Below are 25,884 nucleotides of genomic sequence, written 5' to 3' on the forward strand. Positions count from 1 at the left end.
CCAGTTGGCGCCGGTACGGAGCTGGGGGAACGATGCAAGCCGACAAGCAGCTGTCCACGGAGATCGACGCCAACGTGCCAACAGCGGCACGTATGTACGACTTCTACCTGGGCGGCAAGGACAACTACGCGGCCGACCGGGCCGCCGTCGGCGAACTCGACAAGGTCGTCCCCAGCACGCGGCGGCTGGCGCTGAACAACCGGCGCTTCCTCCAGCGGGTCGTCCGCGTCCTCGCCGAGGACTACGGCATCCGCCAGTTCCTCGACCACGGATCCGGCCTGCCCACGCAGGACAACGTGCACCAGGTCGCCCAGCGCGTCGCCCCCGACTCCCGCGTCGTCTACGTCGACAACGACCCGATGGTGCTGGTCCACGGCAGGGCGCTGCTCGACCAGAACGACCAGACGGCCGTCATCCACGCCGACATGCGGGCGACGGAGGAGATCTTCTCCCACCCGGACACCCAGCGCCTGATCGACTTCTCGCAGCCGGTCGCCGTGCTGTTCAACTCGGTGTTCCACTGCATCCCGGACAGCGACACGGACGGTCCCCGGGCGGTCGTCCGCCGGGTGACCGAGCGGCTCGCGCCCGGCAGCTTCGCGGTGATGTGCCAGCTGGTCAGCGAGGACGCCGAGGTGCGGAAGTTCGTCACGGACTTCATGGACCAGGCGACGCAGGGCCACTGGGGCCGGGTGCGGGAGCCCAAGGACGTCGAGGCACTCTTCGACGGCATGGACATCCTGGAGCCGGGGCTCGTGGAGGTCTCCACCTGGCGCCCCGACACCGAGGTGGCGCCGCGTCAGCTCACCGACGAGTGGATCGAGTTCGGCGGACTGGGGCGTCTGCGCTGACGCCGGCCGGGCCGGTCGCCCGCACGAGAGCACGACGACACGACGGAGGAGGGGCCACGCGCGCCGCGCGTGGCCCCTCCTCCGTCGTCCGTGCCGCTACTTGTCGGAGTAGCGCGTCGCCATCGTCTCGCGCAGCCGCTCCAGTGACTCCCGCGGAGTGAGCGCCTCGTCGGCCAGCCGGTCCAGCGCGACCCGGTACTCCTCGGTCTCGTCCTGGTCCTCCAGGAAGTTGGCGCTCCTGATGTGCTCCAGGTAGACCACGTCCGGCAGGCTGGTGCCACCGAAACGCAGATAGGTGACGGGGATCGCGGGCGCCGACGCGTTCGTCACGTCCAGCGGCACGATCTGCAGCGTCACATGGGGCAGCTTCGCCATCGCGGCCAGGTGGGCAAGCTGCTCGCGCATGACCTCGCGGCTGCCCAGCACGCGCAGCAGCACGGACTCGTCGATGATCGCCCACAGCTGCGGCGCGTCCTTGCGGTCCAGCAACTGGGCCCGGCGCTTGCGCAGTTCGACCCGGCGTCCGACCTCGCTCGCGGGTGCGTTCGGCAGGCCGCGCCTGACCACGGCATCGGTGTAGGCCTCGGTCTGCAGCAGACCGGGGACGTACTGGATCTCGAAGGTACGGATGGTCGCCGCGGCCTCCTGAAGGCCGACCAGGCGGTCGAACCACTCGGGCATCAGGCGCTTGTCGTACCGCTGCCACCAGCCCGGTTCGCCCGCTCGTTGCAACAGCTTGAGCAGGACCGAGGCCTCGTACGGATCGGTGTCGTAGTGCTCCAGCAGCGCCCGGACGTCGGTCTCCGAGGGAGGCCTGAGGCCCTTGCCCGACTCGATGCGCGAGAGCTTCGCGGCGCTGAAGCCGAGCGCGCGTGCGGCCTGGTCCTGGGAGAGGCCGGCATCCTCGCGGAAGCCCGCCAGCTGCACGCCGACGAGCATCTTCAGCAGGGTCGGAGCCGGCTCGGCCCGATCCAGATAGGGTTCGAGACGGGAGATGCGATGCGACGCGGCGGACATCCTGACTCCCAGCAGACCGGCAGACTTGAAGGAAAGACTATCTCATCCCCTCGGTGCCCGCCGCATCCGCCCGCGGAAATCGGGTAGTTGGGCTCCGCTTCCGGGGGCCGCCGCGCCGCCCGCGCCCTACACCAGGTGGTCGAACTCGCCGTCCTTCGCACCCGCCAGGAACGCCGCCACCTCGGCCGGGGTGTAGACGAGCGCGGGGCCGTCGGGGTCCCGGGAGTTGCGCATCGCGATGCCTCCGTCGACGAGGGCGACCTCGACGCAGTTGCCCTCGGCGTTGCTGTGCCGACTCTTCTTCCAGCAGGCGTCCAACAAGCTGGCCTGCACTCCGTTGCGCACTGGTGGCACCGCGGTCTCCTTGCTGTTCGGGGGAGCGGACCGAGTCGTACCGGTCCCCGAGCGCCCCCATCCGACTTTTTTCGCGCAATTTCTCGTGCAATTGCACGCGAGCGCTCTAAGCGTGGATAATAGCCGTGGCGTCAACCCCCCGGTCGACGCCCCGTTCTGACGTCGCATCAGGGAGATGCTGTGCCGTCACCTGCGCATCCAACGCTCCGGTCGCCCGGCGAACCCGGGTCGGAGGCAGGCGAGGCGACCCGCTCCGGAGGACTCCCGTACCCGGTGCGGGCCACCGCCGGCCGGGCCGTCCCGCCGTCGTCCGCCCCGTACCCGGGCAGCCCCGCTCTCAGCGGCCGCCCGACCGCCGCCGTACTGCGCGTCGCGTGCAGCGGGGAGGGGTTCGCCCGGGCCCGGGTCTTCACGCGGGACACCCTGCGCGGGTGGTCGCTCGACCACCTCGGCGACGACGCGGTCCTCGTGATCACCGAACTCGTCTCCAACGCGCTGACGCACGCGGTGCCGCCGTCGGTGGCCGGCGGGCCGGAGATCGGGCTCGGACTCGCCCTGGGCTCCGGCCGGCTGAAGCTGACCGTCTCCGATCCCGGGGACGACGCGCCCCGGCTCACCCCGTCCGACGGCTCCGCACTCCGGGAGCACGGACGCGGCCTGTGCATCGTCGACGCCCTCGCCGAGGAGTGGGGCTGGACCCCGCGCCCGCCGGCGGGCAAGACGGTCTGGGCCACGTTGTCGACCCGCCCCCTCACCTGACCCGACTGCCGCGGAAGGGCCCCACACCATGCGCAGCGCTCCGACACCCGAGCCGAGCATCCGGCGCACCGACCGTCAGACGCCGCCCGGCTCCCCCCGTACCACCACCCTGCTCGCGGGCCTGGACGGCGTGCCCTGGAGCGACATCCAGGACTCCACGGGCTCGGCGGCGGCCATTCCGCGGCTGCTGCGCAAGGTCGCCCGGGGCGACGCCGAAACCGCCCGCGCCGCTCTCGGCGACCTGCGCAGGCGCATCTGCCAGTACGGCTTCGTCGTCGAGCAGGCGACCGCCGCGACCGTGCCCTTCCTGTGGGAGCTGGCGCAGCGGCCCCAGGTGAGCTGCCGGGCGCAGATCATCCAGCTGCTCAAGAACATCGCCGACGCCCGGCAGTGGGAGACCACCGCCACCGCCTACCCCAAGCTGCTCAACCACCGGGAGAACCCGGTGGCCTGGGAGCGCGCGGCGCGGCAGGCCGTCCGCGCCCGACGGGACGGACTGGAGCGGCTGCTGGCGGACGACGACACCGAGATCATGCGCGCCACCAGCGAACTCGCCCGCACCCTCGGGGACTGAGACCGGCACCGCCTGGACCGGGACCCGCGCCCTCCACGGGGGAGAAGGCGCGGGTCCCTCCCAAGGCGCGGAACGGTGTGGCGTGCTCCCGGCCGACAGGGTAGGAAAGCGCGGGAAGCAAGCGCTTGCCCCACTCGGTCACCAGGAGGACCACGCCGATGGCGTCGTCGATGGAAAAGCCGCTCGATCACCGCTACCGGGGCGAACACCCGATACGCACGCTCGTCTACCTGTTCCGCGCCGACCGCCGCCGACTGGCCGGCGCGGTCGCCGTCTTCACCGTCAAGCACAGCCCGATCTGGCTGCTGCCCCTCGTCACCGCCGCCATCGTCGACACCGTGGTCCAGCACGGTCCGATCACCGACCTGTGGACCAGCACCGGGCTCATCATGTTCATCCTGGTGGTCAACTACCCGCTGCACCTGCTCTACGTCCGCCTCCTGTACGGCAGCGTGCGCCGCATGGGCACCGCCCTGCGGTCCGCGCTGTGCACGCGCATGCAGCAGCTCTCCATCGGCTACCACTCGCGGGTCAGCGCGGGCGTGCTGCAGGCCAAGGTGGTCCGCGACGTGGAGACGGTGGAGCAGATGGTGCAGCAGACCGCCGAGACCGGGCTGGGCGCGTTCACCGTGCTGACCGGCGGCCTCGTCATCATCGGTGTGCGCACGCCGGAGTTCCTGCCCGTCTTCCTCGTCGTGGTTCCCGCGGCCTCCCTCCTCGTGGCCCGCCTCCGCGCCCGGCTGCGCACCCACAACGAACGCTTCCGCCACGAGGTGGAGACCCTGTCCTCCAGGGTCACGGAGATGACCCGGCTCATCCCGGTCACCCGGGCCCACGGTCTGGAGGGCAAGGCGCTGCGCCGCATGGACGGCACCCTGGACCGGCTGCTGACCTCCGGGATGCGCCTGGACCTGGTCAACGGCCGCTTCGGTTCGCTGTCCTGGGTCGTGCTCAACGTGGTCGGCGTCGTGGTGCTCGCGGGCGCCGCGCTGATCTCGTACTACGACGTCTGGGGCGTCACCGCGGGTGACGTCGTCATGCTCAGCGCCTTCCTGACCACCCTCACCAACTCCACGACGACGCTGGCGGGCCTCGCCCCCGTCATCACCAAGGGCCTGGAGTCCGTCCGCTCGGTAGGCGAGGTGCTGCAGGCCCCCGAACTGGAGGACAACGAGGGCAAGAAGGAGCTGACCGCACTGCGCGGAGCCGTCGCCTTCGAGGGCGTCGGGCACCTCTACGACAGCGACGGACGGCCCGCCGTCAGCGACTTCACCCTCTCCGTGGAGCCCGGCGAGACCATCGCGCTGGTCGGCGCGTCCGGCGCCGGCAAGTCCACCGTCCTGAACCTGGTGATCGGCTTCCTGCGGCCGACCTCGGGGCGGCTGCTGCTCGACGGCCACGACATGAACACCCTCGACCTGCGCACGTACCGGCGCTTCGTCTCGGTGGTGCCGCAGGAGTCCATCCTGTTCGACGGCACCATCCGGGAGAACGTCGCCTACGGCATGGACGAGGCCGACGAGGAGACGGTGCGCGGCGCCCTGCGCGACGCCAACGCCCTGGAGTTCGTCGACCGGTTGCCGCGGGGACTGGACACCCTGGTCGGGGAGCACGGGGCCCGGCTGTCCGGCGGGCAGCGCCAGCGGCTGGCCATCGCCCGCGCCCTGATCAGGGACCCCCGGGTGCTCGTCCTCGACGAGGCCACCTCGGCGCTGGACACCCGCTCGGAGGCGCTCGTCCAGCAGGCGCTGGCCCGGCTGCTGCGCGGGCGCACCACCTTCGTCGTGGCGCACCGGCTGTCCACCGTGCGAGGTGCGGACCGGATCGTGGTGATGGGTGAGGGCCGCATCCAGGAGATCGGCACGCACGAGGAACTGCTGGCCGGGGGAGGGGCGTACGCCGCACTCCACAGCGGTCAGGTCGCCTGAACGCGTCCGAGTCCCTCCCGCACACCCACGCGGACGGCATCCGCCGGTACGGCACCATCCGGACCGCCGCCCGGAGCGGCCGGTGGCTCTCGTCGACGCCGACGACATCGCCGACGTCGCCGTGCACGCCCTCACCGACGACCGCGCACCGAACACCGATCTCGTCCTCACGGCCCCCGAGGCCCTCGACCACGACGGGATCGCCGCCGTCCGCACCCGGGCCGGCGGCAGGCCGGTCGTCCACCGCCTCCTGACTACCGAGGAGTTGCGCGCCCTCCTCGCGAGCGGAGCGCCGCCGGACTTCGCCGCGCTCCTCGTCGGCCTGGACCCGGCGATCGTCCAAGGGACGGAGGACCGCACCACCGACACCGTCTAACGCGTCACCGGCCGCCCGCCGCGCGCCGTTCGGGAGGTGGTGGAAAGGGAGTCGACGGGGCGTTGAACGCCCGGATCCGGTCAATTGCGGGCGAGGGCGGGCACGGTGCGATTGTGACGGCGGGGGCCGGGCATACGCAGCGAAAGTCGAGAGAGGGGCGCTTCGTGCTCGAACCGGACCCGAAGGTCGTCAGGGAGTTGCTGACGCGGTACGCAACGCTGCGGATCGCTCAGGCCGAGCGGCCGCGGCCCGCGGTGACGCGGGAACTGACGGACGTCAGTTACACACTGTGCGTGATGCTGGCGACGACCAGTGTCCACGAAGCGGTGGCGAGGGCGGACGCGCTGCTGCTCGCCAAGGGACGCGCGACACCGGAGGCGTGCCCGGCGGACGCCGACGGGAAGAGCGGCCTGTCACTGGCCGTGTGACACCGCGAGCGGGGCCTCGGAGCCGTCCGGCGACGCGGAGGTCTTCGCCCGGAAGGCGGCGCGACAGGCGTAGGGCGTGGTGCCCACCACCCGGCGGAACCGCTCGCGGAAGGCCGTGGAGGAGCCGAAACCCGCCTGCCTGGCATCCGTTCGACCGACTGGTCCCCGCTCTCCAGCAGGTACTGGGCGCGCACCCGGGCCTGCAGCAGCCACTGCAGGGGAGTGGTGCCGGTCTGCTCGCGGAACCGGCGGCTGAAGGTGCGCTCGCTCATGCCCGAACGCGCCGCCATCGCCCCGAGGGCGACCTCCCCGGCCAGATCGTCCTCGATCCACCGGAGAACAGGCTCCAACGCCCCTCGGCACCGGCGGATGCTCGTGCACGATGAACTGGGCCTGCCCGCCCTCCCGTTCCAGTGGTACGACACACATGCGGGCGGCCTGCGCGGCCACGGCCGGCCCCAGGTCCCGGCGGATCATGTGCAGGCACATGTCCAGCCCGGCGGCCGCGCCCGCCGAGGTGAGGATCTGCCCGTTGTCGACGTAGAGGACGTCCGGACGTACGTCCACCCGCGGGTGACGGCGGGCCAGTTCCGCGGCCGCCATCCAGTGGGTGGTGGCCCGCAGCCCGTCCAGCAACCCGGCCCGGGCGAGCAGGGAGGCGCCCACGCACACCGACGCGATCCGCGTCCCCGCGCCGGCCGCCCGGCGCAGCGCTTCGAGGACGCGGTCGGACGGCGGGCCGGACTCCTCGGAACGCCCCGGCACGATGATCGTGTCCGCGGTCTCCAGCGCTTCCAGACCCCGTTCGATCCGGAAGGCGAGTCCCTCGGTGCGCACCTCGGCCGACTCCGCGCACAGGGTCACCCGGTAGGGGCTGCGGCCGTCGGGCAGCCGTGTCCAGTCGAAGGCCTGCATGGGCGCCGCCATTCGAACGGCACCACGTCGTCGAGGACCAGGATCGCGACCGAGTGCGTGCGGAGCAGCTTAGGCGGGTTCCCGCCGGCCGCAGAAGGCGAGGTGGAACCCGGGTCTGCTCGCCGTCCCCCGGTGGAGGCACTGGCGAGATCCCGTCGGAAGCTGTCGTTTCGGCCGCTGGGCGACCGCTCGCCGTCTTCCTACCGTTGTTCTCGATCACCGCATCGCCCGATCCCCCCCCGGAGCTCGCCCCATGACCAAGATCCTGCTGTCCCTCCACGTCCTGGCGGCCATCGTCGCCGTCGGACCGGTCACCGTCGCGGCCAGCATGTTCCCGGCCGCCGCCCGGCGGGTGCCGGTGGCCGCGACCGTCGGGGGAGCGGACGGGGCGGCAGCCGGGGACGCCGGAGGCGTCGGTACCGTCCGGCTGCTGCACCGCATCTGCCGGGTCTACGCCGGTCTGGGCATCGCGGTGCCGGTCCTGGGCTTCGCCACCGCCGCCGCGATGGGCGTGCTGTCGGACGCCTGGCTCGTCGCGTCCATCACCCTCACGGCCGTCGCCGCGGGACTCCTGGCCGCCTTCGTGCTGCCGCGCCAGGAGGAACTGCTGGAGGAACTGGCCGACGGGCGGCCGGTCGAACGGGCCCGCACGGCTCGGCTCGCCATGTTCACCGGCGTGTTCAACCTGCTGTGGGCGACCGTGACCGTCCTCATGATCGTGCGGCCCGGCTCCACGACCGGTGCCTGAGCTGCCGTTCACATCCTGGCGGAATGCGCACCACTACGTGAACGGGCGCCTAGACTGCTCAGTCGCGCCTCCGTGCGGGGGCGGACGACACGAAAGGCACGTTGACGGGTGTTCCAGGATTCCCCCATCTACGACCGACTCGTCGCCGAACGCGGTGACGTCCCCGAGCAGGTGCGGCGGGACGCCGAGCGTGTGAGCAGGGAACTGGAGGTGGTCATGCGTCCGCTGCGCGCCCCCGGGCACCTGCCCGGCGCCGAGCGCCAGCCGTCCCCCGGCGCCGGCTGGCAGCGCACCGCCCTGCTGCCCGGTCCGCGCCCGCACTGACGGCCGCACCCGGCATCACCCGACCGCCGCCGCGTCGGGACCGCCCGGCTCCACCGCGTCCGCCGCGCCGGGCCGGGCCAGCCACTCGGCGATGGTGCGGGCGATCGGCTGGCCGGTGTCCACCTCGACGAAGCCGAACTGCCCGGACTGGTTGCATTCGAGGAACCACCAGGTGCCGTCGCCGTCCTCGGCGAAGTCGAGGGCGCCGTAGGCCAGTCCGGCCGCCCGGAGGTAGGCGCGGACCCCCTCGGCGACACGCGGGGGCACCTCGGTCGGCCGCCACGGCTCGCCCGACCCGGCGAAGCGGACGTCCACCTCGTCGGGGTCCAGGCTCGCGAGTGCCGTCTTGCGGGCGGCCAGCAGCTCCTCGCCGACGGCGGTCAGCCGGATGTCGGCCCGCTTGGCGACCCGGCGTTGCAGCAGTGTCGGGCCGTGCGCGACGGCGGAGAAGTCGGCCTCGGGCGGAACCCGGCTGGTCGGCACCGCCAGCGGCGGATCCTGCGGGTGGGCGCCCGAGACGGGCTTGACCACCAGATCCGGGTAGCGCTCGGCGAACTCGCGCGCCGCCCGCGGAAACGTCGTGATCAGCGTCGCCGGCACGGGCAGCCCGCACCGCTGGGCGAGACGCAGCTGCCAGGGCTTGTACCTGGCCCGGTGCGCGGCGTCGGGCTGGTTCATCCAGCGTGCTCCCGAGCCGCGGAGCATGCCGTACAGCGCCTGACCGGCCTCCTCGGTCAGCCACGCGGACGGCTCGGCGGCCCGCGTGGCCGCGCCCCCCGGCCTGCGCACCCAGACGGACCGCAGCCCCCCGATGCTCACCAGGCGGCCCCCCGAGGACAGATGGCCCCGGAAGGAGCCGTGCACGAACTCGCCGGAGAGGGCGACGGAGTCGGTGAGGTCGGCGGGGTCCAGCCGGACCACCGGCACCCCCGACGCGTTCAGGTGCACCACCACCATGTCGGCGGTGACGTCCTCTTCACTGGTCAGGATCAACACGGTCATTCTCGACGACCCGTGTTAGTCGTCGAAGTGAGTCTTCGACCCCGCGGTGGAGGTCGTGGTCCCCAGTTCTCTCAGCAGCGCGTGGTCGCAGGCGGCCACCCGCCCGTCGAGGAGCACGTTCAACTGCAGCCCGGAGTCGTAGACGTACGGAGTGGTGGCTTCCAACTCCACTGCCGGCCGTGCGTAGTTGAGCGCGAACGGTTGCATCGTCTCTCCCTAGTCGGTGCTGCGCCGATCAGAAGACGGTCCCTTTGCGCCGTCGTCTGGTCCGCCGACTTCCTTCGGCTTCCAGAGACTTATACGAATCGAACGGGTGATTGGTTTCCTTACGCTGCGTAATCACCGGGCGGGCCGGTGGTCCGCCGCCGTTCCGCGGGGCCGTGCCGGCCCCCGGTCGCGCCGCGCGCGGACCGCAGGGCGAGGAGCAGTACGCCGATGTCGTCCAGGTAGACCGGATCGGGCAACAGGTCGGCCGGGAGGACCAGGTAGAGGACCGCCCCCCAGAACACCCAGCGGGGGCCCGTCGGAAGCCCGGCCCGCCTGAGGTCCCGTCGGGTGCGCACCAGGCGCACCAGGACGGCGACCGCCGCCGCGAGGACGAGCGCCGCGAGCAGCACCGCCACGACGATCACTGTGGTCGTATCCACGGCCCCCTCCTCCGGCGCGCGGTGCACGCCTCCCTACCCGGATGCCCGCCGGCGGCGTCGGCAAGACCGCGGGACGGGTTCTCTCATCCCTGTGGCCCACCCGGAGTGGCACGGCGTCGTGGACGTGCCTAGTAATGGCAGCACACAGCGCGAGTCGCATGTCGGGGACGCAGGGCGGCCGCACCCCCACCACACGGAGAGATCATGACCACCGGCTCTTCATCATCCCGCTCGCCCGAGTACGCCATATCCGCCCTGGACCTGCCCACCGGGGAGACGACCACGACCACCGGCACGGCGCGACCGCCGGGCACGGAAGCCGAGGCACGGGCCTCTTCCGCCCGGCCCTCGCCCGAGCAGGAGAGCGACATCTGGGACGTCGACTTCGACGATGCCGACCTGCCCGAACCGGAGCCCGACCCCGACCTCCCCGCCTCCGGCCTCCCCGCTCCCGACGGCCCCGGCCCCCGCGCGCTCGATGCCGACGCCGGCCCGGCCCCTGCCGCCGGCGCGGACGCCGACGCGGCCCACGGGTACGGCGATCCCGTCGGCGACCTCGTGCGCGCCGCCGTGGCCGACCGGCCGCTGGACGAGGTCGTCGACCTGATCACGACGCTGGAGCGGTCACCCCAGTACGCACAGGCCACGGTCGACGCGCTCCGCGCGGTCGGCGTGAACCGGTCCGTGGAGGACGTGACCCGGCTGGTCGGTCTGCTGACCCGGCCGCCGCGCCAGTCCGACAGCGCGGACGAGGCGATCCGGGCCGCCGCGGAGTGCCGCTCCGTGGAGGACGTGACCCGGCTGATGGCGCTGCTGCACCGCACGCCCCTGGAACCGCACTGCGGTCAGGCGGCCGTGCGCGCCGCCGCCACCGGCCGGCCCGTGGAGGAACTGGTCGAACTGATCGGCCGGCTCGCCGAGAGCGGCCACATGCGCCCGGAGCGTCCCGACGCCCGGCGGCTGCGGGCGGACCGGGACGCGGCCGACGAGGACGACGGAGACGGGCGCGCGCCCCGGTCGGCGGGGCGCGGCGGCACCTCCGCCGGAGCGGACCGCCGCGGCCGTGAACGCCGCAGGCCGCCACGCCCGTTCCGCCGGGGACGTGACCGTGACGAGACCCGCGCCGCACGCGACCGCGACCGGGCCCGTACCGCGCGCGACCGCGACCGGGCCCGGGCGGTGCGCGACCGGGACAAGGCCCGGGCGGTGCGCGACCGCGCGGCACGGCGGGCCGCCCGCGGTCCGGCCTGGCCGGCCTGGCTCACCGTCGCGGTCCTGGCCGGGTGCGGCGTCGCCTACTTCCCGCTGCACCGCGGTGACGCCTCCGCACCGGCCTACGGGGTGGCGCTCGGCCTGTCGGCGCTGTGCCTGGTGCTCGCCCTGCTGCTGACCGTGCGCCCGGCCGTGCCGATGCTCGCCGCCGCGGTGGTGGGACCGGCGGCACTGGCCGCGGCCAAGCTCTACGGCAGCGCCACCCCCTCGGCGCGGGTGACCCCGGTCACGGACCTCACGCTGGCACCGGTCTGGGTCGCGGTCGCCGTGGCCGTGGCGGCCTCGCTCGTCGCGCTCATGGCACTGTGCGTGCGGGTGGCCTCGCAGGACTCCGCCCGACGCCGGCCGACCCGCCCGGTGGCCGTGTCCAGCCGCACCGCCGCGGACTGACCGCCGCCGCCCGACCCCCGCACCGCGTGGTCCGCGCCGGACGGTGAACCGGCGCGGACCACCACGTGTCCGTCGTCAGACGCCCAGCATGCCGGCGGGGTGCTCGTGGGCGAGCAGCGCGGTGAGCACCCGGTCCGGAGTGAGCGGCAGCTCCCGGAAGCGGATGCCGGTGGCGTGGTGGACGGCGTTGCCGACGGCCGCCGCCGAGCCCACGATCCCGATCTCGCCGATCCCCTTGCTGCCCATGGGGTTGAGGTGGTCGTCCTCCTCCTCGACCCAGTGCGCCTCCAGGTCGGTGACGTCCGCGTGCGCGGGCACGTGGTACGCCGCCAGGTCACGCTGCACGAAGTCGCCGAACACCGGATCCATCGTGCTGTCCTCGGTCAGCGCCATGCCGAGCCCCATCGTCATGCCCCCGATGAACTGGGAACGGGCCGTGCGCGCGTTGAGGATGCGGCCCGCGGCGAAGACACCCAGCAGCCGCGTTACCCGGACCTCGCCCGAGACGGTGTCCACGCCGACCTCGGCGAAATGGGCGCCGAACGCGTGCCGGGCGAAGGGGCTTTCGGCGCCCGCCGTGCCGGAGGTGTCGGCCTCGGCCGCGATCCCCTCGTCCGGCAGCCGCCCCGAGTGCTCCGCCAGCCGGCCGTTCAGCCGCACGCACGCCGCGTGGACGGCCGACCCCCAGGACGCGGTGCCCGAGGAACCGCCGGCCATCGGGGCGAACCCGATGCCGCTGTCGGCGACGTCGAGCCGCACCCGGTCCAGCGGGGTGCCGAGGGCGTCGGCCGCGATCTGCGCGAGCACCGTCCGGGCACCCGTACCGATGTCGGTGGCGTTGACGCGCACCAGGAAGCCGCCGTCGGGCAGGGCACGTGCCGAGGCGACGCACGGGGAGACCAGCACCGGATAGGTGGCCGAGGCCACGCCGCTGCCGATCAGCAGGGACCCCTCCTCGCAGGACCGGGGCCGGGGGTCGCGGTCCTCCCAGCCGAAGCGCCGGGCGCCCTCGCGCAGACACTCCACCAGATGCCTGCTGCTGAACGGCTTTCCGCTGTCCGGCTCGCTCTCCGGTTCGTTGCGGATCCTCAACTCCACCGGGTCGACGCCCAGCTCGGCGGCCAGCTCGTCCATGGCGGACTCGAGGGCGTACATGCCGGGGCACTCGCCGGGGGCGCGCATCCAGGACGGCGTGGGAACGTCCAGCGCCGCCACGCGGTGGGCCGTGCGCAGGGCGGGCGTGCCGTACATGACGCGGGCCGGGACCGCGGCCTGCTCCACGAACTCCTTCACCCGCGAGGTGTACGTCGTCACCTCGTGCACCAGCGACGTGAGCCGGCCGCCGGCGTCCGCGCCCAGGCGCAGCCGGTGCAGGGTCGGCGCGCGGTGTCCGACGACGGCGGGCAGATAGCGGCGCGGCAGCGCGACGGTGACCGGCCGCCCGGTCTCCCGCGCCGCCATCGCCGCCAGCACCACCTCGGGCCGCGGCGTGCCCTTCGAGCCGAAACCGCCGCCCACGTGCTCCGCGCGCACCGTGATCCGGTCCTCGGGCAGGGCGAACAGGCGCGCCAGCTCCGCCCGCACCGCCGAGGTGCCCTGGCTGGAGGAGTGCACGGTCAGCCGCTCGCCGTCCCAGTGCGCCGTACTGGTGTGCGGCTCCATGGGATGGTTGTGCAGCGGCGGCACCGTGTACGCCACGTCCACCCGGGTCGCCGAGGCGGCGAAGGCACCGTCCGGGTCGCCGTGCTCGGTGACGGCCGGGAAGCCGCCGTTGGCGGAGTCCGGGACGTAGGCCCCGGAGTGCGAGGCGGTGAGTGCCACGTCGTGGGGCTCGGTCTCGTAGGTGATCCGGACGGCGGCGGCACCGGCCCGGGCCGCCTCCAGCGACTCGGCCACCACGAGGCCCACGAACCAGCCCCGGTGCGGTACGTGGGGACCCTGGAGCACGGCCAGCGTCGGGTCGTCCGGGGCGCCGAGCCGGGGCGCGTTCTCGTGCGTGAGCACCGCGAGCACGCCGGGCAGCGCGAGCGCGGCCGCGGTGTCGACGCCGGTCACCCGGCCCCGTACGACCGTCGCGGGTATCGGCCAGGCCTGGGCGCGGCCCGGCTGCGGGTACTCGGCGGCGTACCGGGCGGTGCCGGTGACCTTCTCCCGCCCCTCCCGGCGCTCGACCGGAGCGCCCAGGACGGCATCGGTGGCGGTCATGGAGTCCTCCTCGTGGACGCCTCGGTCGTCAGGTCGTGGCGGGCGGGGCCAGCCGGCCCAGTACGTCCAGGGCCAGCCGCCGGGCCAGCGGCACCTTGTAGGCGTTGTCCCGCAGCGGTTCCGCCGCGGTCAGCTCCAGGTCGAGCGCGTGCTCGAACGCCGCCGTCGTGGGGGCCGCGCCCAGCAGCGCGTCCTCGGCCCGCCGGGCCCGCCAGGGCCGGTGCGCCAGCGCCCCGAAGGCGATCCCGGCCCGCTCCACCACCCCGTCCGCGAGGTGCAGCACGACGGCGACGGAGGCCAGCGCGAAGGCGTACGACGCCCGGTCGCGTGCCTTGCGGTACGCCGAGGGCAGCCCGGCGGTGCCCGCGGGCAGGACCACGCCGGTGATCAGCTCGCCGGGGTGGATCTCCGTGTCGCGCTCCGGATGCAGTCCGGGGAGCCGGTGGAAGTCGGCGGCGGGCACGCTGCGGGTCCCCTCGGGGCCGTGCAGCTCCACGCGCGCGTCGAGGGCGGCCAGCGCCACCGCCATGTCCGAGGGGTGGGTGGCGATGCACTGGTCGGAGTGGCCGAGGACCGCGTGGTCCCGGTGCACGCCCTCCAGCGCGCCGCAGCCGGTGCCGGGCTCCCGCTTGTTGCAGGGTTTCGACACGTCCTGGAAGTAGGGGCAGCGGGTGCGCTGCAACAGGTTGCCGCCGGTGGTGGCGGCGTTGCGCAACTGCCCGGAGGCGCCCGCCAGCAGCGCCTGGGACAGCGCGGGATAGCGGTCGCGGACGGCGGGGTGGGCGGCGAGGTCGCTGTTGCGGACCATCGCCCCGGCCCGCAGCGAGCCGTCGGGCAGCTCCTCCACGGTGTCCAGCGGCAGCCGGGTGACGTCGACGAGCGCGGCGGGCGTCTCCACCCCGAGTTTCATCAGGTCGACGAGGTTGGTGCCGCCACCGAGGTAGCGGGCGCCGGGATGGGCGGCGAAGGCCTCGGTGGCCTCCTCGACGCTGCCCGCGCGAACGTAGGCGAAGGGCTTCACGGGATCACGTCCTCGACGGCGTCGGCAATGCGCGGATAGGCGCCGCAGCGGCACAGGTTGCCGCTCAGCCGCTCCCGGATCTCCTCCCGGTCCAGCGCGACGGGCTCTCCGGAGGGCACCGCCGGGTCCGTGACGTGCGAGGGGTGCCCGGCCGCGGCCTCGGCGAGCGCGCCGACCGCGGAGCAGATCTGGCCCGGGGTGCAGTAGCCGCACTGGAAGGCGTCGCGGTCCAGGAAGGCGCGCTGGAGCGGGTGCAGCTCCTCGCCGTCCCCGGCGAGACCCTCGACGGTGGTGATCTCGCAGCCGTCCAGGGCGACCGCGAACAGCAGGCAGCTGTTGACGCGCCGCCCGTCGACCAGGACGGTGCAGGCACCGCACTGGCCGTGGTCGCAGCCCTTCTTGGCACCCGCCAGTTCGAGGTCCTCCCGCAGGAGGTCCAGCAGGACGCGGCGGTGGTCGACGGTGAGGGTGTGCGGTTTGCCGTTGACCCGGAGCGTGGTCTGGGAACGGGAGGACTCCGGTGGGCGGGAAGCGGGGGCGCTGTCGTGCTGGCTGTCCATGGCGTCGGTGACCTTCCGGGACGGGCCGGTGCTCCTGTGCCGTCCGCGTATCCACCTCCCGCCGGATGACACGTGAGGGTGCCCTCACCCCGGCGGCGGCCCGTCGTGCGCGCCCAGCCGTGCGCGGCCGGTCGTCAGTCCTCGCCCGCCGGGCTCCCCGGAGGCTCCGTGGTACCGCGATCGGCGGCGTCCGGGCGGGGCGTCCGGGCGGAACCCCTGAACCGCTCCAGCGTGCGGGTCAGACCCCGCAGGGGAGAGGCCGGCGGAGCCTGGGACGGCGGTGGTCCGGCCGGTGCCGCCGCCGCGGACTCCCGGTACACGGCGAGGGCCTCGGCCGCGCGTTCCGCCGCCTCCCGGTACAGGTCACGGGACTGGGTCATGGCCTCCAGCGCCTCGGCGTACATCTTCACCAGCTTGCGCTCGCGCTCCAGCTCCTCCTCCAGGGTCAGCAGCCGCCAGTCCTCCCGCAGCGAGGCGAGGGCCGCCACCGCGTCGTCGGGCAGCGGCCTGGGCAGCGCGGCGAAGGACGTCACCGCCGCGATCAGCGCGGTGGGCTCGGAGCCGTCCAGGAACACGGTGCGCACGGAGAAGTCACCGGCGGCGTAGTCGGCCGGGGCCGGGGTGCCGGGCAGCACCACGGCGCCGCCGCGCGGCACCTGGACCCCGAAGTCCTCCAGGGCCCAGTTGACCACCCGCAACTGCTGCGGCGCGGCGCGGTGCTCGACCACCCGGTGCCGCAGACCGGGGGGCAGGCGCTGCGCCAGCGGCACCCGGCCGCGGTGGTCCGGGGTCATCGCCTCGTGCACCACCACGTGGATGTTCCACGGGCTGCGCCCCGCCTCCTTGAGCAGCCGGCGCACGGCCTTGTCGTCGTCGGGCAGGGTGTTGATGCCGCGCAGCCGCAGCCCCGTGGCGGCGTCCCGGTCCCAGGTGACGTCCGGGTCGTCCGGCCAGAACACGGTGGCGGGGGAGGGCCAGGCGAGGTCCCAGGCCTCCTCGGCCTCCGCGAGCAGCGTCCACTCCTGCCCGCCCGCCGACGCGGGCTCCAGGATCAGTCTGGCCCGCACGGTGACGGTCCCGGCGGCCTTCCAGCGCGCCTCGAGAATGCGGGGGCCGGGGGTCCCGGCGGACGGGGGCTCCGCCGCCGGGTCGTCGGGCGGTTCCAGGAAGTCGTCGACGACGTGGTCGTCCTTGAGCCGCCGCAGCCGGTGCCGGACGGTGTCCTCGGCCGCGGAGCCGACATGGCGGCCGCGAGCGGCCCACAGCGTGGGCGGATGCGTGGGGCGGGCGGTGGAAGAGGTCGGCATGGGTCCATCGGGCAGCAGGGGCACGGACGTAGCAAGTATCGTCGCCGCAGGTCAACCGAGAGCACCGGGGGTCCGCCGACCGGGCGTGCCGGGGCGGGCGCACGGTGCGGCCGGCCGGGCCGCGGGTGCGTCGGGGGCGAGGGTGGGCAGGAGCAACCCGACCGACCGTACGGCAGGACAAGGAGCAACCTGATGAACCTCGACCTCGGCGGACGCACCGCACTGGTGACGGGCTCCTCGCAGGGCATCGGGGCGGCGATCGCCGCCGGACTGGCGCGGGCCGGTGCCACCGTGGGCGTCAACGGGCGCGACGCCGGTCGTCTGGCGGAGAGCGTCGAGAAGCTGCGGGCCGAGGTGCCGGACGGCACGTTCGTGCCGGTCGCGGCCGACCTCGGCACCGAGGAGGGCGCCGAGCGGGCCCTGGAGGCGCTGCCCGACGTGGACATCCTGGTGAACAACCTCGGCGTCTTCGGCGCCGCACCCGCGCTGGAGATCAGCGACGCCGAGTGGCGCCGCTACTTCGAGATCAACGTCCTCGCGGGCGTCAGGCTGACGCGCGCCCATCTCCCCCGGATGAGGGACCGGGGCTGGGGCCGGGTGCTGTACATCGCGAGTGACTCGGCCGTCGTGATCCCGTCCGAGATGATCCACTACGGAGTCTCCAAGACGGCCCTGCTCGGCGTCGGCCGCGGCTTCGCCAAGGAGGCCGCGGGCAGCGGCGTCACGGTGAACTGCGTCATCGCGGGGCCCACCCACACCGAGGGCGTCGAGGACTTCGTGTACCAGCTGGTCGACCGCGACCTGCCCTGGGACGAGGCCCAGCGCGTCTTCATGCGCGAACACCGCCCGCAGTCCCTGCTCCAGCGGCTGATCGAGCCGGAGGAGATCGCCAACCTGGTGGTGTACCTCAGCTCCCCGCTCGCCTCCGCCACCACCGGCGCGGCCGTCCGGGTCGACGGCGGATACGTCGACTCGATCCTGCCGTAGCGTCCCTGGCGTCTGGGTCCCTGGCTTCCCTGCGCCCCTGGTTTCCCTGGCTTCCCTGGCGTCATTCGTCCGAGGCCGCGCGCCGCCGGTCCGCCTCGTTCCAGGCCCGGGTGTCGCGCGGTTCGACGTACGGCTCCTCCTCGGGCGGGTGGCCGCCGTCGATGACCCGCTGCCTGGCCAGTTCGGCGTCGAACTCCAGGCCGAGCAGAATGGCCAGGTTCGTCACCCACAGCCACACCAGGAAGATGATGACGCCGGCCAGGGTGCCGTACGTCTTGTTGTAGGAGCCGAAGTTGGCCACGTAGAAGGCGAATCCCGCGGAGGCCAGCAGCCAGATCAGCAGCGCGACCAGGCTGCCCGGAGAGATCCACTTGAACCCCTTGACCCGGGCGTTCGGCGCGGCCCAGTACAGGATCGCGATCATGAAGGTGACGAGCAGGACGAGCACCGGCCACTTGGCGATCGACCACACGGTCAGCGCGGTGTCGCCGACACCGAGCGCGGTGCCCGCCTGCCGGGCCAGGCTTCCGGTGAACACCACGATGAGCGCGCTGACCACCGCGAGCACGAGCAGTACCACGGTCAGGGCGACGCGCAGCGGCAGCACCTTCCACACCGGGCGCCCCTCGGGCACGTCGTAGACCGCGTTGGCGGAGCGGATGAACGCCGCCACGTATCCGGACGCCGACCAGACGGCACCCACCAGACCGACGACCGCCAGCACGGAGCCCAGGCCGGCCTTGGCCTGCAACTGCTCCACGGCGTTCGTGAGCACGTCCCGCGCGGAGCCGGGCGCGAGCTTCTTCACGTTGTCCAGGACCTCCTGGGTGGCGGAGTCCCCGGCGATGCCGAGCAGCGAGACCAGCACCAGCAGGGCCGGGAACAGCGCCAGGATCCCGTAGTAGGTCAGCGCGGCGGCCCGGTCGGTCAGCTCGTCGTCCTTGAACTCGGCGAACACGCGCCGCAACAGCGCCGACCAGGAACGGCCGGGCAGTTCGGTGGGGGAGTCGGGGGCGGCGCGCTCGGTGGCGGCGTCCGGACCGTAGTCCTCGCCGCTCCTCTCGCCGGTCGGTGCGTCCGCCGTCGCGTCCTTCGTGTGCTTCCCGCCGCGGGGGAAGTGGAGTCGGGCCATGCCCCCCGGGTTGCCAGTCTCGGCGTCCGCACGCTCGTCCGCCGTCCCCTGGATCGGGCCGAACAGCGCAGTATGCCCGTCCGCGCGCACGTTCCTCTGGAAAATGCCAAAGCGCTCACCGGATGCGTGCACTTTCCGTAGTGTCGTCGTCACGTTCGCGGTACAGCCGTGCAGGGGAGGGGATCCGGCGTGCCCGGAATCGACGAGAGTCTGCTGGAAGCCATGCGACTGCCCGGCGCGCGCGGAGCGTCCCTGGTCGACTGGATCAGCGGGCTCGCTCTCGGCGCCGTCGGTGAGGCGCCGGGCGGCGACTGGGAGGCGACGGCCGCGGAGACGGCCGAGCTGGGCCGGCACGTCGCGGAGAGCGGCTCCCTGGCGGCGGCCGGTACGGCGGGCGGCACCGTGGAGCCCGGCAAGGAACCCCCGGTGGAGGACCTGATCGCCACCACCGGCGACGCCTACCATCTGCTCAGGTTCGTCAGCACCCCGTTCGACAGCACCGTCTTCCTCCACCTGTGGCTGGACCGCAACGACGGGAACCTCGCCCTGGCCCGCATCCGGCTGGCCGAGATGGCGGACCGGCTGGTGCTCGGATGACCCGGGTGACGACCACCTGGACCACGCACGAGACGACGTCCGAGGCGCTCGGCGTCCTCGCGGCCGAAGGGGCGACCGGGGCGCTGTCGGGCGAGCGGGGCATCGTCTACCTCTCGGCGGGCCGCGTCGTGCACGTGGAATCGGCCTTCACCCCCGACCTCGGCGCGCTGCTCACCCGCAGCGGCGCGGTCCCGCCGGACGGCTGGTGGGACGCGGTCGACCGGGGCGGCGCCCAGCACCGGGTCGGCCACCGGCTCGTGGACAGCGGCCGGCTCACCGCGGGCGCGCTGGAGGTCTGCCACCTGGGCGCACTGTTCGACGCCGCGTACTTCGTGCTGGCCCACGACGCGCGCGCACAGCGCTTCCGGCCCGGCGCGGTGCACTGGCTCGGCGCGGTCCGCTCCGTCCCGGTGGACGTCGTCGTCCGCGAGTCCGGGCGCCGGCGCGCCCTGCTGGACCGGATCTGGCCCGACCCCGCCATCGACACCCTCCCCCTGACCCGGGTGCCGGGCGCGGACACCGCCGAGCTGCCCGTGCGGCGCGGCCGGACCCTGACGCAGGTGGACGGCGTCCGCACCGCCGCTCAGATCGCGTCGGCGCTCGCCTGCCGCACCTACCACACCCTGGTCGAACTGCGCCGCCTCGCCGCCGACGGACTCGTCCGTGCCGCGCCGCCCGCCGCGCCGCCCGTCGTCCCCGGCCCGGCACCAAGCGCGGTCGTGTGGGACGACCCCGACACGGCCCTGCTGCGACGGCTTCGAGACGCCTTGGAGGCCCTGTGATCCGCGCGCGTCGCCGTCGCGACGAAAGGAGACTGCTCATGGCCGTCGAGAGCGACGTCCTGGACGAACTGCACCGACTGCGCAACCGCGTGCCCCAGCTGACCGGGTCGCTCGCGGCCACCGTGGACGGGCTCGTCCTGGCCCACGACGCGCCGGGCACCGAACCCGAGGGCCTCGCCGCGCTCACCGCGGCCGCCCTCGGCGTCGCGCACCGCATGGCCGAGGCCACCGCACGCGGCGGCTTCCGCGAGCTGCTGCTGCGCGGGGCCGACGGCTACGTCGCCACCTACGCCGCCGGTCCGGCCGCCGTGCTCACCCTGCTCGCCGACGGCCGGGTCAACGTGGGCCGCCTCCACCTGGAGGGCCGGCGCAGCGGTGCGCGGATCGGGGAGCTGGTCGCCGCCGGGATCGGGGCGGAACGCGGTCGCGCCCCCGCCGCCGGGCACGGTGCGACGCTCCCCGCCCAGCCGCCCCGTCCCATCGGCACCCTGCCGGTGCGCACCCCGCAACGGCCCGCCCACCAGCCCACCCCCCAGGCCGGCGGCACCCACCGGCCGACCTGACCCACCGATCGCGTACGGATCACGTCCGGAAAGGAAATCACCATGGCCAACCTGGAGACCTCGCTCAAGGAATGCCTCAGCTCCATCGACGGAGCGACCGCTGCCGCGCTGGTCGACTACACCAGCGGGATGGCCCTCGGCACCCTGGGCGGCGGCAAGGAGTTCAACCTCGAGGTCGCCGCCGCGGGCAACACCGATGTCGTGCGGTCCAAACTGCGCACGATGGAGCACCTCGGTCTGAAGGAGGAGATCGAGGACATCCTGATCACCCTGAGCAGCCAGTACCACATGATCCGCCTGCTCAAGGGCCGCGGCGGCAACGGCCTGTTCCTCTACCTGGTGCTGGACGCGAGCCGCGCCAACCTGGCCATGGCCCGCCACCAACTGCGCCGGATCGAGAGCGAACTGGAGGTCTGATCCCGGCCGCCCGTTCACCCGCCGCGGGACCGGCGGACACACGACCGGCGCCGGCACCTCCGCGAGGAGGTCACCGGCGCCGGACGTGGTGGCTCAGGCGCCGCTCTCGCGGAGCATGTCCTCGCGCTCGACGTACTTCACGCGCTCACGCCCGTGCGGTTCGCCCTGCGCCTTCTCCGCGGCGTCGAGCCGGTACCAGCCGTCCCAGGTGGTGAAGCGGACGTTCCGCTCGGCGAGGAACGCGTCCACGGCCTCGGGAGCGGGGGAGGAGGGCGTCTGGAGACGGCCGTTCGCGTAGTCGTCCAGCAGGTTGGACACCGTCTCGTTGGCGTCGCCCTTGGTGTGGCCGATCAGGCCGATCGGACCGCGCCGGATCCAGCCGGTGACGTACGTCGACTGGAGGTGCTCGCCGGACTCCTGGACGACCCGGCCGCCCGCGTCCGGGACCGTGCCCGTCTCGAGGTCCCAGGGCAGCTTGGGCAGCTGGTCGGAGAGGTAGCCGACGGCCCGGTAGACCGCCTGGACGTCCCAGTCCTTGAACTCGCCGGTGCCCTTGACGTTGCCCGTGCCGTCCAGCTCCGTGCGCTCGGTGCGCAGGCCGGTCACCCTGCCGTCCTCGCCGAGGATCTCCGCGGGCGACTCGAAGAAGTGCAGGAAGAGCTTGTGAGGCCGGTCGCCGACGTCGCGGATCGCCCAGTTCTCCAGGGTCTTGGCGACCATGTCGGCCTGCTTGTTGCCGCGCCGGGTCGCGATCGAGCCCTCGTCGTAGTCGATGTCCTCGGGGTCGACGATCACCTCGATGTTGGGGGAGTGGTCCAGCTCCCGCAGCTCCATCGGGCTGAACTTCGCCTGCGCCGGGCCGCGGCGGCCGAAGACGTGCACCTCCAGCGCCTTGTTGGCCTTGAGGCCCTCGTAGACGTTCGGCGGGATCTCGGTCGGCAGCAGCTCGTCGGCCGTCTTGGCGAGGACGCGCGCGATGTCCAGGGCGACGTTGCCGACACCGAGGACGGCGACCTTCTCCGCCTCCAGCGGCCAGGTGCGCGGGAAGTCGGGGTGGCCGTCGTACCAGGCGACGAAGTCGGCCGCGCCGTACGAGCCGTCGAGGTCGATGCCCGGGAGGGACAGGTCCCGGTCCGCCGTGGCGCCGGTGGCGAAGATCACACCGTCGTAGAAGGCGCGCAGATCGTCCAGGCTGACGTCGGTGGGGTAGTTCACGTTGCCGAAGAGGCGGATCTGCGGCTTGTCGAGCACCTGGTGGAGGGCCGTGATGATGCCCTTGATCCGCGGATGGTCGGGCGCGACGCCGTACCGGATGAGGCCGAACGGGGCGGGCATGCGCTCGAAGATGTCGATGGAAACACCGGGGTCGGCGGCCACTTCGGACTTGAGCAGGGCGTCGGCGGCGTAGATCCCGGCCGGGCCGGATCCGACGATGGCTACCCGCAGAGGGCGGGGCATGTTCAGGTTCCCTTCGAGCGGTGACAGATCGACTCTCCGGGAAGCCTAAGCTAAGGCAAGCCTAAGTCGGTACGCGGGTCCGGTCTATGAGGTCATAAGGACATCTTATGGGATCTCCTGGCTTGACTTTGGGGCGTGGGTTTGAAGGTCCGGTCACGGGTGACGCAGGCGTGGGGACGCAGTGGCGTCCCGTGCCGTCTCGCGAGGGGAGTCCGCGTGCAGCGTCCGGACGACAGCCTGGACCCCAACCGGTGGCGGGCCCTGTGGGTGACCCTGGTCGCCGGTTTCATGACCCTGCTGGACGTGACGATCGTCGCCGTCGCCCTGCCCTCCATGCAACAGGGGCTGCACACCTCGCCGGCGTCCGTGCAGTGGGTCGTCTCCGGATACGCGCTCGCGTTCGCCCTGACCCTGGTGACCGCCGGCCGGATCGGCGACGCGTTCGGCAGACGCCGCGTCTTCCTCGCCGCCCTGGCCGCCTTCGTGCTGTGCAGCGCCGCGGCGGGGGCCGCGCCCGGCATCGAACTGCTGGTCGCCGCCCGGCTCGCCCAGGGTGTCGCCGCGGGCAGCATCGCGCCGCAGAACTCGGCACTGATCCAGCAGCTGTTCCGGGGCGCGGAACGCGGGCGGGCGTTCGGGCTGTTCGGTGCCACCGTCGGGGTGTCGAGCGCCGTGGGACCCGTCGTCGGCGGTCTGATCCTGGCGCTGGCGGGGCCCGAGGGCTGGCGGTGGATCTTCTACGTGAACGTGCCGGTCGGCCTGCTCGCCCTGTTCCTCGGCTTCCGCCTGCTGCCCCGGGTGGCGCCCGGCGGCCGGGGACACCTCGACCCCGTGGGCGTGGCGCTCCTCGGCGCGGGCATCCTGGCGCTGATGCTGCCGCTGATCCTCGCCGAGGGCGGCGGCCTGACCAAGGTGTGGTGGCTGTTCCCGGCGGGGGCGCTGGTCCTGCTCGCCTTCGCACGGTGGGAACGGCGGATCGCCCGGCGGGGCGGTCAGCCGCTCCTGGAACCCGGGCTGCTCACCGAGACCCGCGGCTACGCCACCGGCGCGGGGCTGGCCGCCCTGTACTTCGTCGGGTTCAGCGGAGTGTGGCTCGTCTTCGCGCTCTTCTTCCAGAACGGGCTGGGCTACTCACCGCTCATGTCGGGCCTCGCGGTGACCCCGTTCGCCGTCGGGTCGGCCGTCGCCGCCGCCGTGGCGGGCCGGCTGGTGGAACGGCTGGGCCGGCTGCTGACCGTCTGGGGGCTGGTCGCCGTCATGGCGGGGCTGGGCACGACCGCGCTGCTGCTCTGGCTCGCACCCGCCGGCCCGGCGGTCTGGCTCGCCGCCCCGGCCCTGCTGCTCGGCGGACTCGGCAGCGGCTGCGTGATCTCGCCGAACATCACCATGACGCTCCGCGACGTACCGGTGCGGATGGCGGGTGCGGCCGGGGGTGCCCTCCAGACGGGCCAGCGGCTGGGCGGCGCCGTGGGCACCGCCGCGCTGCCGGGGCTCTTCTACCTGACGCTCAACGCCACCCACGACGACTACCACGAGGCCGTGGCCCTGTCGGTGGGCACCGGTGTCGCCGCCATGCTGTGCGCGCTGACGGTCGCGGTCCGCGACTGGCACCGGGACCGCCCCGGCGACGACCGGCGCTGTCCGCCGGAGACCTCCCACAGCCACACCCACGCCGGTCAGAACTGACCGCCCCGCCGGCTTCCGGGGACGGGGCCGCTCAGCGGCGCTTGCCGAACCTGCGCAGCATCTCCTGGGCCTGCGCGCGGCGGCGCGGGTCCGAGGCGGCCCGGCGCACCTGCTCGGCCGCCCGCCGGCCCTGCGGACTGCGCGCGAACTGCTTGATCCGGTCCAGTACTCCGGCCATGACGTTCCTCCGAGTCGACGACGTGGCGTTCTGCCCTGCCGTGCTCGTACCCACGGCCCCGCCGGACACCCCTGCCGGGCGTTCGCACGTTTGGGCGCGCCGCAGCGGGCGACCCGCTGGGCAGGACATCGCAAGCGAACGCCGAGAGGTGAGCCACTGTGGCCGGCAACGAGAAGTCCAGGGCCAAGATGGAGCAGGCCAAGGGGAAGGCCAAGGAAGCGGCCGGCCGGGCCGTCGGGAACGAGCGGATGACGGCCGAGGGCCGCGCCGCGCAGTCCAAGGGCGACGCCCGGCAGGCCAAGGAGAAGGGCAAGGACGTGTTCCGGCACTGACACGGAACGCGGAACCGGCGGCACACGGGCCGCGGAACCCGGCGTACGGCCGGTTCCGCGGCCCGCGTCCTGCCCGGGCACCCCGGCGGGGGCGAAGGCCGGGGCGCGGGTCAGCCGATGTGGTAGGCGTCCCCGTACACGTGCCAGTCCAGCGGCGGCTCGAGGTCCAGGTTGCCCTCGTTCAGGAAGACGCGCTGTGCCGTGTCGACCCGGCTGGTGTCGCTGTGCGCCTCCTCCTGCTTCATGGCCCACACCCGTTCGTCGAGGAAGGCGTGCAGGTAGGCGACCTCGTCACCGCCCTGGGCCGGCGGGCGGGCCCGGCCGAGGGCGCGCTCGCGGATACTGCCGAAGCCGAGGCCGCCGCCGTCGCCGTGCATCACCATCGCGTCGTAGTACGCGAACTGCCCCAGCGTCCGCAGCCCGTCCTCCTTGCCGCGCCGTACGGCCGGGTCGAAGTACACGCGGTCCCGCTCGTCGTCCTGGGCCCGGCGGAACTGCGGGTCCTGGTCGGCGGCCCGGCGCCAGTCGTCCGGGAAGCCGGGGTCGAGGCCCTCGTGCGAGTCGGAGCCGTCCACCCGGCGCAGCGCCGGCAGATAGGACGCGAGGACGTTCCCGGGGCTGCGCTGGCCGTACAGCTCCACCAGGTCGAGCATGTCGCCGGTGCCGGAGCAGAAGCCGATGATGCCCGCGGTGTAGCCGCGACCGTCACCGATGTCCTCGATGTACCGGTACTGGGCCTTCCAGTCGAGCGAGGAGTTCTCGGCGCTCGACACCAGTTGCATGGCGATCTCCTTCTTCGCCGGGTCGTCGAGTCCCGTCGCGCGCGCGGACGCCGCCGCGGCGCGCGAGGGGGTGAACAGGGGGACTGTCGCCAGGGACGCGCATGCCATGGCGAGCACGGTACGGCGCGAGGGGCCTGCGGGGCGCGCCGGGTCGCGGAAGGGGTGCCTCACGGAATCTCCAGGTGTGGGGGAGTGGGGGAGGGGAGTGCCGGGCACTGATAGGAAAGTTTCCTACCAGAAGAAGGGCGTGCCGGGCACCCGTCGTGCACGAACTGGTACGGAGCGGGGGACC

The 25,884-nt window shown here is 73.4% G+C and carries 29 protein-coding genes and 1 pseudogene; 16 read left to right on the forward strand and 14 right to left on the reverse strand.

Annotated features, from left to right (window positions below; genetic code table 11):
* Positions 1 to 32: 32 nt before the first annotated feature.
* Positions 33 to 851, forward strand: a complete 819-nt coding sequence (locus R2E43_RS35600) for an SAM-dependent methyltransferase (RefSeq protein WP_003978157.1) — start codon at positions 33 to 35, stop codon at positions 849 to 851.
* Positions 852 to 947: 96 nt separating this feature from the next.
* On the opposite strand, the gene R2E43_RS35605 is transcribed toward R2E43_RS35600, so the two are convergent.
* Entirely contained in the window at positions 948 to 1,868 is a 921-nt protein-coding gene (locus R2E43_RS35605) for a helix-turn-helix domain-containing protein (RefSeq protein WP_332056973.1), read from the reverse strand.
* A gap of 126 nt (positions 1,869 to 1,994) precedes the next feature.
* On the reverse strand, positions 1,995 to 2,222 hold the full coding sequence (locus R2E43_RS35610) for a DUF397 domain-containing protein (protein ID WP_003978159.1): 228 nt from the start codon (positions 2,220 to 2,222) through the stop codon (positions 1,995 to 1,997).
* 180 nt (positions 2,223 to 2,402) lie between these two features.
* Between R2E43_RS35610 and R2E43_RS35615 the strand changes: the two genes are divergently transcribed.
* The 5 genes from R2E43_RS35615 to R2E43_RS35635 all read left to right on the forward strand — a co-directional run bounded on the left by R2E43_RS35615 (position 2,403) and on the right by R2E43_RS35635 (position 6,287).
* Positions 2,403 to 2,981 carry an ATP-binding protein gene (locus R2E43_RS35615; protein WP_332056974.1) on the forward strand — a complete coding sequence of 193 codons (579 nt, stop codon included), beginning with the start codon at positions 2,403 to 2,405 and terminating at the stop codon, positions 2,979 to 2,981.
* 28 nt (positions 2,982 to 3,009) lie between these two features.
* Positions 3,010 to 3,555, forward strand: coding sequence for a hypothetical protein (locus R2E43_RS35620; protein WP_016325223.1), 546 nt, complete (start codon positions 3,010 to 3,012; stop codon positions 3,553 to 3,555).
* A 158-nt stretch (positions 3,556 to 3,713) separates the two neighbouring features.
* A complete protein-coding gene (locus R2E43_RS35625) occupies positions 3,714 to 5,483 on the forward strand; it encodes an ABC transporter ATP-binding protein (protein WP_011027306.1) in 1,770 nt (589 codons plus the stop codon).
* An 82-nt stretch (positions 5,484 to 5,565) separates the two neighbouring features.
* Entirely contained in the window at positions 5,566 to 5,859 is a 294-nt protein-coding gene (locus R2E43_RS35630) for a Rossmann-fold NAD(P)-binding domain-containing protein (RefSeq protein WP_011027305.1), read from the forward strand.
* Positions 5,860 to 6,023: 164 nt separating this feature from the next.
* On the forward strand, positions 6,024 to 6,287 hold the full coding sequence (locus R2E43_RS35635) for a DUF5133 domain-containing protein (RefSeq protein ID WP_332056975.1): 264 nt from the start codon (positions 6,024 to 6,026) through the stop codon (positions 6,285 to 6,287).
* Here R2E43_RS35635 and R2E43_RS35645 read toward each other — a convergent pair.
* Positions 6,273 to 7,270, reverse strand: a pseudogene (locus tag R2E43_RS35645) (GlxA family transcriptional regulator). The gene R2E43_RS35635 and the pseudogene R2E43_RS35645 overlap by 15 nt on opposite strands.
* Positions 7,271 to 7,455: 185 nt before the next feature.
* On the opposite strand from R2E43_RS35645, the gene R2E43_RS35650 reads away from it, so the two are divergent.
* Positions 7,456 to 7,950, forward strand: coding sequence for a membrane protein (locus R2E43_RS35650; RefSeq protein ID WP_011027303.1), 495 nt, complete (start codon positions 7,456 to 7,458; stop codon positions 7,948 to 7,950).
* A 108-nt stretch (positions 7,951 to 8,058) separates the two neighbouring features.
* Entirely contained in the window at positions 8,059 to 8,274 is a 216-nt protein-coding gene (locus R2E43_RS35655; protein WP_003978167.1) for a hypothetical protein, read from the forward strand.
* A gap of 15 nt (positions 8,275 to 8,289) precedes the next feature.
* On the opposite strand, the gene tgmB is transcribed toward R2E43_RS35655, so the two are convergent.
* The 3 genes from tgmB to R2E43_RS35670 all read right to left on the reverse strand — a co-directional run bounded on the left by tgmB (position 8,290) and on the right by R2E43_RS35670 (position 9,923).
* The gene (gene tgmB / locus R2E43_RS35660; protein ID WP_030862915.1) at positions 8,290 to 9,276 is read right to left on the reverse strand and encodes an ATP-grasp ribosomal peptide maturase; all 987 of its coding nucleotides are present in this window, start codon (positions 9,274 to 9,276) and stop codon (positions 8,290 to 8,292) included.
* Between the two features lie 15 nt (positions 9,277 to 9,291).
* Positions 9,292 to 9,483 carry a putative ATP-grasp-modified RiPP gene (gene tgmA, locus R2E43_RS35665; protein WP_003978169.1) on the reverse strand — a complete coding sequence of 64 codons (192 nt, stop codon included), beginning with the start codon at positions 9,481 to 9,483 and terminating at the stop codon, positions 9,292 to 9,294.
* Between the two features lie 119 nt (positions 9,484 to 9,602).
* The gene (locus tag R2E43_RS35670; RefSeq protein ID WP_016325219.1) at positions 9,603 to 9,923 is read right to left on the reverse strand and encodes a YkvA family protein; all 321 of its coding nucleotides are present in this window, start codon (positions 9,921 to 9,923) and stop codon (positions 9,603 to 9,605) included.
* A 204-nt stretch (positions 9,924 to 10,127) separates the two neighbouring features.
* Here R2E43_RS35670 and R2E43_RS35675 point away from each other — a divergent pair, with 204 nt between their 5' ends.
* On the forward strand, positions 10,128 to 11,585 hold the full coding sequence (locus tag R2E43_RS35675) for a hypothetical protein (RefSeq protein WP_319349191.1): 1,458 nt from the start codon (positions 10,128 to 10,130) through the stop codon (positions 11,583 to 11,585).
* A gap of 75 nt (positions 11,586 to 11,660) precedes the next feature.
* On the opposite strand, the gene R2E43_RS35680 is transcribed toward R2E43_RS35675, so the two are convergent.
* From R2E43_RS35680 to R2E43_RS35695, 4 genes are all read right to left on the reverse strand, one after another.
* Positions 11,661 to 13,790 carry a xanthine dehydrogenase family protein molybdopterin-binding subunit gene (locus tag R2E43_RS35680; RefSeq protein ID WP_106518089.1) on the reverse strand — a complete coding sequence of 710 codons (2,130 nt, stop codon included), beginning with the start codon at positions 13,788 to 13,790 and terminating at the stop codon, positions 11,661 to 11,663.
* 28 nt (positions 13,791 to 13,818) lie between these two features.
* Positions 13,819 to 14,811, reverse strand: coding sequence for an FAD binding domain-containing protein (locus R2E43_RS35685; protein WP_016325216.1), 993 nt, complete (start codon positions 14,809 to 14,811; stop codon positions 13,819 to 13,821).
* Positions 14,808 to 15,371: a 2Fe-2S iron-sulfur cluster-binding protein gene (locus tag R2E43_RS35690; RefSeq protein ID WP_003978174.1), complete on the reverse strand. Its 564-nt coding sequence runs from the start codon at positions 15,369 to 15,371 to the stop codon at positions 14,808 to 14,810. Before R2E43_RS35690 ends, R2E43_RS35685 begins: the two co-directional genes overlap by 4 nt.
* Positions 15,372 to 15,505: 134 nt before the next feature.
* Positions 15,506 to 16,678: a hypothetical protein gene (locus tag R2E43_RS35695; protein ID WP_079021259.1), complete on the reverse strand. Its 1,173-nt coding sequence runs from the start codon at positions 16,676 to 16,678 to the stop codon at positions 15,506 to 15,508.
* A gap of 192 nt (positions 16,679 to 16,870) precedes the next feature.
* Between R2E43_RS35695 and R2E43_RS35700 the strand changes: the two genes are divergently transcribed.
* Positions 16,871 to 17,665, forward strand: a complete 795-nt coding sequence (locus tag R2E43_RS35700) for an SDR family NAD(P)-dependent oxidoreductase (RefSeq protein WP_011027295.1) — start codon at positions 16,871 to 16,873, stop codon at positions 17,663 to 17,665.
* A gap of 61 nt (positions 17,666 to 17,726) precedes the next feature.
* On the opposite strand, the gene R2E43_RS35705 is transcribed toward R2E43_RS35700, so the two are convergent.
* The gene (locus R2E43_RS35705) at positions 17,727 to 18,797 is read right to left on the reverse strand and encodes a YihY/virulence factor BrkB family protein (protein WP_161269960.1); all 1,071 of its coding nucleotides are present in this window, start codon (positions 18,795 to 18,797) and stop codon (positions 17,727 to 17,729) included.
* A 189-nt stretch (positions 18,798 to 18,986) separates the two neighbouring features.
* Between R2E43_RS35705 and R2E43_RS35710 the strand changes: the two genes are divergently transcribed.
* From R2E43_RS35710 to R2E43_RS35725, 4 genes are read left to right on the forward strand one after another with little or no spacing between them, the layout of a single operon-like run.
* On the forward strand, positions 18,987 to 19,394 hold the full coding sequence (locus R2E43_RS35710; protein ID WP_003978178.1) for a hypothetical protein: 408 nt from the start codon (positions 18,987 to 18,989) through the stop codon (positions 19,392 to 19,394).
* Positions 19,391 to 20,176, forward strand: a complete 786-nt coding sequence (locus R2E43_RS35715) for a hypothetical protein (RefSeq protein WP_003978179.1) — start codon at positions 19,391 to 19,393, stop codon at positions 20,174 to 20,176. The genes R2E43_RS35710 and R2E43_RS35715 overlap by 4 nt, the downstream gene beginning before the upstream one ends.
* Before the next feature lie 38 nt (positions 20,177 to 20,214).
* On the forward strand, positions 20,215 to 20,739 hold the full coding sequence (locus tag R2E43_RS35720) for a roadblock/LC7 domain-containing protein (RefSeq protein WP_003978180.1): 525 nt from the start codon (positions 20,215 to 20,217) through the stop codon (positions 20,737 to 20,739).
* A gap of 42 nt (positions 20,740 to 20,781) precedes the next feature.
* Positions 20,782 to 21,156 carry a roadblock/LC7 domain-containing protein gene (locus R2E43_RS35725; protein WP_003978181.1) on the forward strand — a complete coding sequence of 125 codons (375 nt, stop codon included), beginning with the start codon at positions 20,782 to 20,784 and terminating at the stop codon, positions 21,154 to 21,156.
* A gap of 93 nt (positions 21,157 to 21,249) precedes the next feature.
* On the opposite strand, the gene R2E43_RS35730 is transcribed toward R2E43_RS35725, so the two are convergent.
* On the reverse strand, positions 21,250 to 22,614 hold the full coding sequence (locus R2E43_RS35730; protein WP_003978182.1) for an FAD-dependent oxidoreductase: 1,365 nt from the start codon (positions 22,612 to 22,614) through the stop codon (positions 21,250 to 21,252).
* A 216-nt stretch (positions 22,615 to 22,830) separates the two neighbouring features.
* Here R2E43_RS35730 and R2E43_RS35735 point away from each other — a divergent pair, with 216 nt between their 5' ends.
* A complete protein-coding gene (locus R2E43_RS35735; protein ID WP_332056976.1) occupies positions 22,831 to 24,300 on the forward strand; it encodes an MFS transporter in 1,470 nt (489 codons plus the stop codon).
* A gap of 31 nt (positions 24,301 to 24,331) precedes the next feature.
* On the opposite strand, the gene R2E43_RS35740 is transcribed toward R2E43_RS35735, so the two are convergent.
* Complete coding sequence (locus R2E43_RS35740) at positions 24,332 to 24,478, reverse strand: hypothetical protein (RefSeq protein WP_016325212.1); 147 nt, start codon at positions 24,476 to 24,478, stop codon at positions 24,332 to 24,334.
* A 158-nt stretch (positions 24,479 to 24,636) separates the two neighbouring features.
* On the opposite strand from R2E43_RS35740, the gene R2E43_RS35745 reads away from it, so the two are divergent.
* Positions 24,637 to 24,810 carry a CsbD family protein gene (locus tag R2E43_RS35745; protein ID WP_011027290.1) on the forward strand — a complete coding sequence of 58 codons (174 nt, stop codon included), beginning with the start codon at positions 24,637 to 24,639 and terminating at the stop codon, positions 24,808 to 24,810.
* 110 nt (positions 24,811 to 24,920) lie between these two features.
* On the opposite strand, the gene csnA is transcribed toward R2E43_RS35745, so the two are convergent.
* The gene (gene csnA, locus R2E43_RS35750) at positions 24,921 to 25,763 is read right to left on the reverse strand and encodes a chitosanase CsnA (protein ID WP_189282700.1); all 843 of its coding nucleotides are present in this window, start codon (positions 25,761 to 25,763) and stop codon (positions 24,921 to 24,923) included.
* Positions 25,764 to 25,884: the final 121 nt, after the last annotated feature.

Source organism: Streptomyces violaceoruber (assembly GCF_033406955.1).
Lineage (GTDB): Bacteria > Actinomycetota > Actinomycetes > Streptomycetales > Streptomycetaceae > Streptomyces > Streptomyces violaceoruber.

Excerpts from the sequence above, each read along its gene's own strand:
- R2E43_RS35680 (WP_106518089.1), bottom strand. The coding sequence starts at position 13,790 with ATGACCGCCACCGATGCCGTCCTGGGCGCTCCGGTCGAGCGCCGGGAG.
- R2E43_RS35740 (WP_016325212.1), bottom strand. The coding sequence starts at position 24,478 with ATGGCCGGAGTACTGGACCGGATCAAGCAGTTCGCGCGCAGTCCGCAG.
- R2E43_RS35715 (WP_003978179.1), top strand. The coding sequence starts at position 19,391 with ATGACCCGGGTGACGACCACCTGGACCACGCACGAGACGACGTCCGAG.
- R2E43_RS35695 (WP_079021259.1), bottom strand. The coding sequence starts at position 16,678 with ATGCCGACCTCTTCCACCGCCCGCCCCACGCATCCGCCCACGCTGTGG.
- R2E43_RS35625 (WP_011027306.1), top strand. The coding sequence starts at position 3,714 with ATGGCGTCGTCGATGGAAAAGCCGCTCGATCACCGCTACCGGGGCGAA.
- tgmA (WP_003978169.1), bottom strand. The coding sequence starts at position 9,483 with ATGCAACCGTTCGCGCTCAACTACGCACGGCCGGCAGTGGAGTTGGAA.
- R2E43_RS35675 (WP_319349191.1), top strand. The coding sequence starts at position 10,128 with ATGACCACCGGCTCTTCATCATCCCGCTCGCCCGAGTACGCCATATCC.
- R2E43_RS35705 (WP_161269960.1), bottom strand. The coding sequence starts at position 18,797 with ATGGCCCGACTCCACTTCCCCCGCGGCGGGAAGCACACGAAGGACGCG.
- R2E43_RS35605 (WP_332056973.1), bottom strand. The coding sequence starts at position 1,868 with ATGTCCGCCGCGTCGCATCGCATCTCCCGTCTCGAACCCTATCTGGAT.
- R2E43_RS35690 (WP_003978174.1), bottom strand. The coding sequence starts at position 15,371 with ATGGACAGCCAGCACGACAGCGCCCCCGCTTCCCGCCCACCGGAGTCC.
- R2E43_RS35600 (WP_003978157.1), top strand. The coding sequence starts at position 33 with ATGCAAGCCGACAAGCAGCTGTCCACGGAGATCGACGCCAACGTGCCA.
- R2E43_RS35730 (WP_003978182.1), bottom strand. The coding sequence starts at position 22,614 with ATGCCCCGCCCTCTGCGGGTAGCCATCGTCGGATCCGGCCCGGCCGGG.
- R2E43_RS35720 (WP_003978180.1), top strand. The coding sequence starts at position 20,215 with ATGGCCGTCGAGAGCGACGTCCTGGACGAACTGCACCGACTGCGCAAC.
- R2E43_RS35725 (WP_003978181.1), top strand. The coding sequence starts at position 20,782 with ATGGCCAACCTGGAGACCTCGCTCAAGGAATGCCTCAGCTCCATCGAC.
- R2E43_RS35700 (WP_011027295.1), top strand. The coding sequence starts at position 16,871 with ATGAACCTCGACCTCGGCGGACGCACCGCACTGGTGACGGGCTCCTCG.
- tgmB (WP_030862915.1), bottom strand. The coding sequence starts at position 9,276 with ATGACCGTGTTGATCCTGACCAGTGAAGAGGACGTCACCGCCGACATG.
- R2E43_RS35650 (WP_011027303.1), top strand. The coding sequence starts at position 7,456 with ATGACCAAGATCCTGCTGTCCCTCCACGTCCTGGCGGCCATCGTCGCC.
- R2E43_RS35620 (WP_016325223.1), top strand. The coding sequence starts at position 3,010 with ATGCGCAGCGCTCCGACACCCGAGCCGAGCATCCGGCGCACCGACCGT.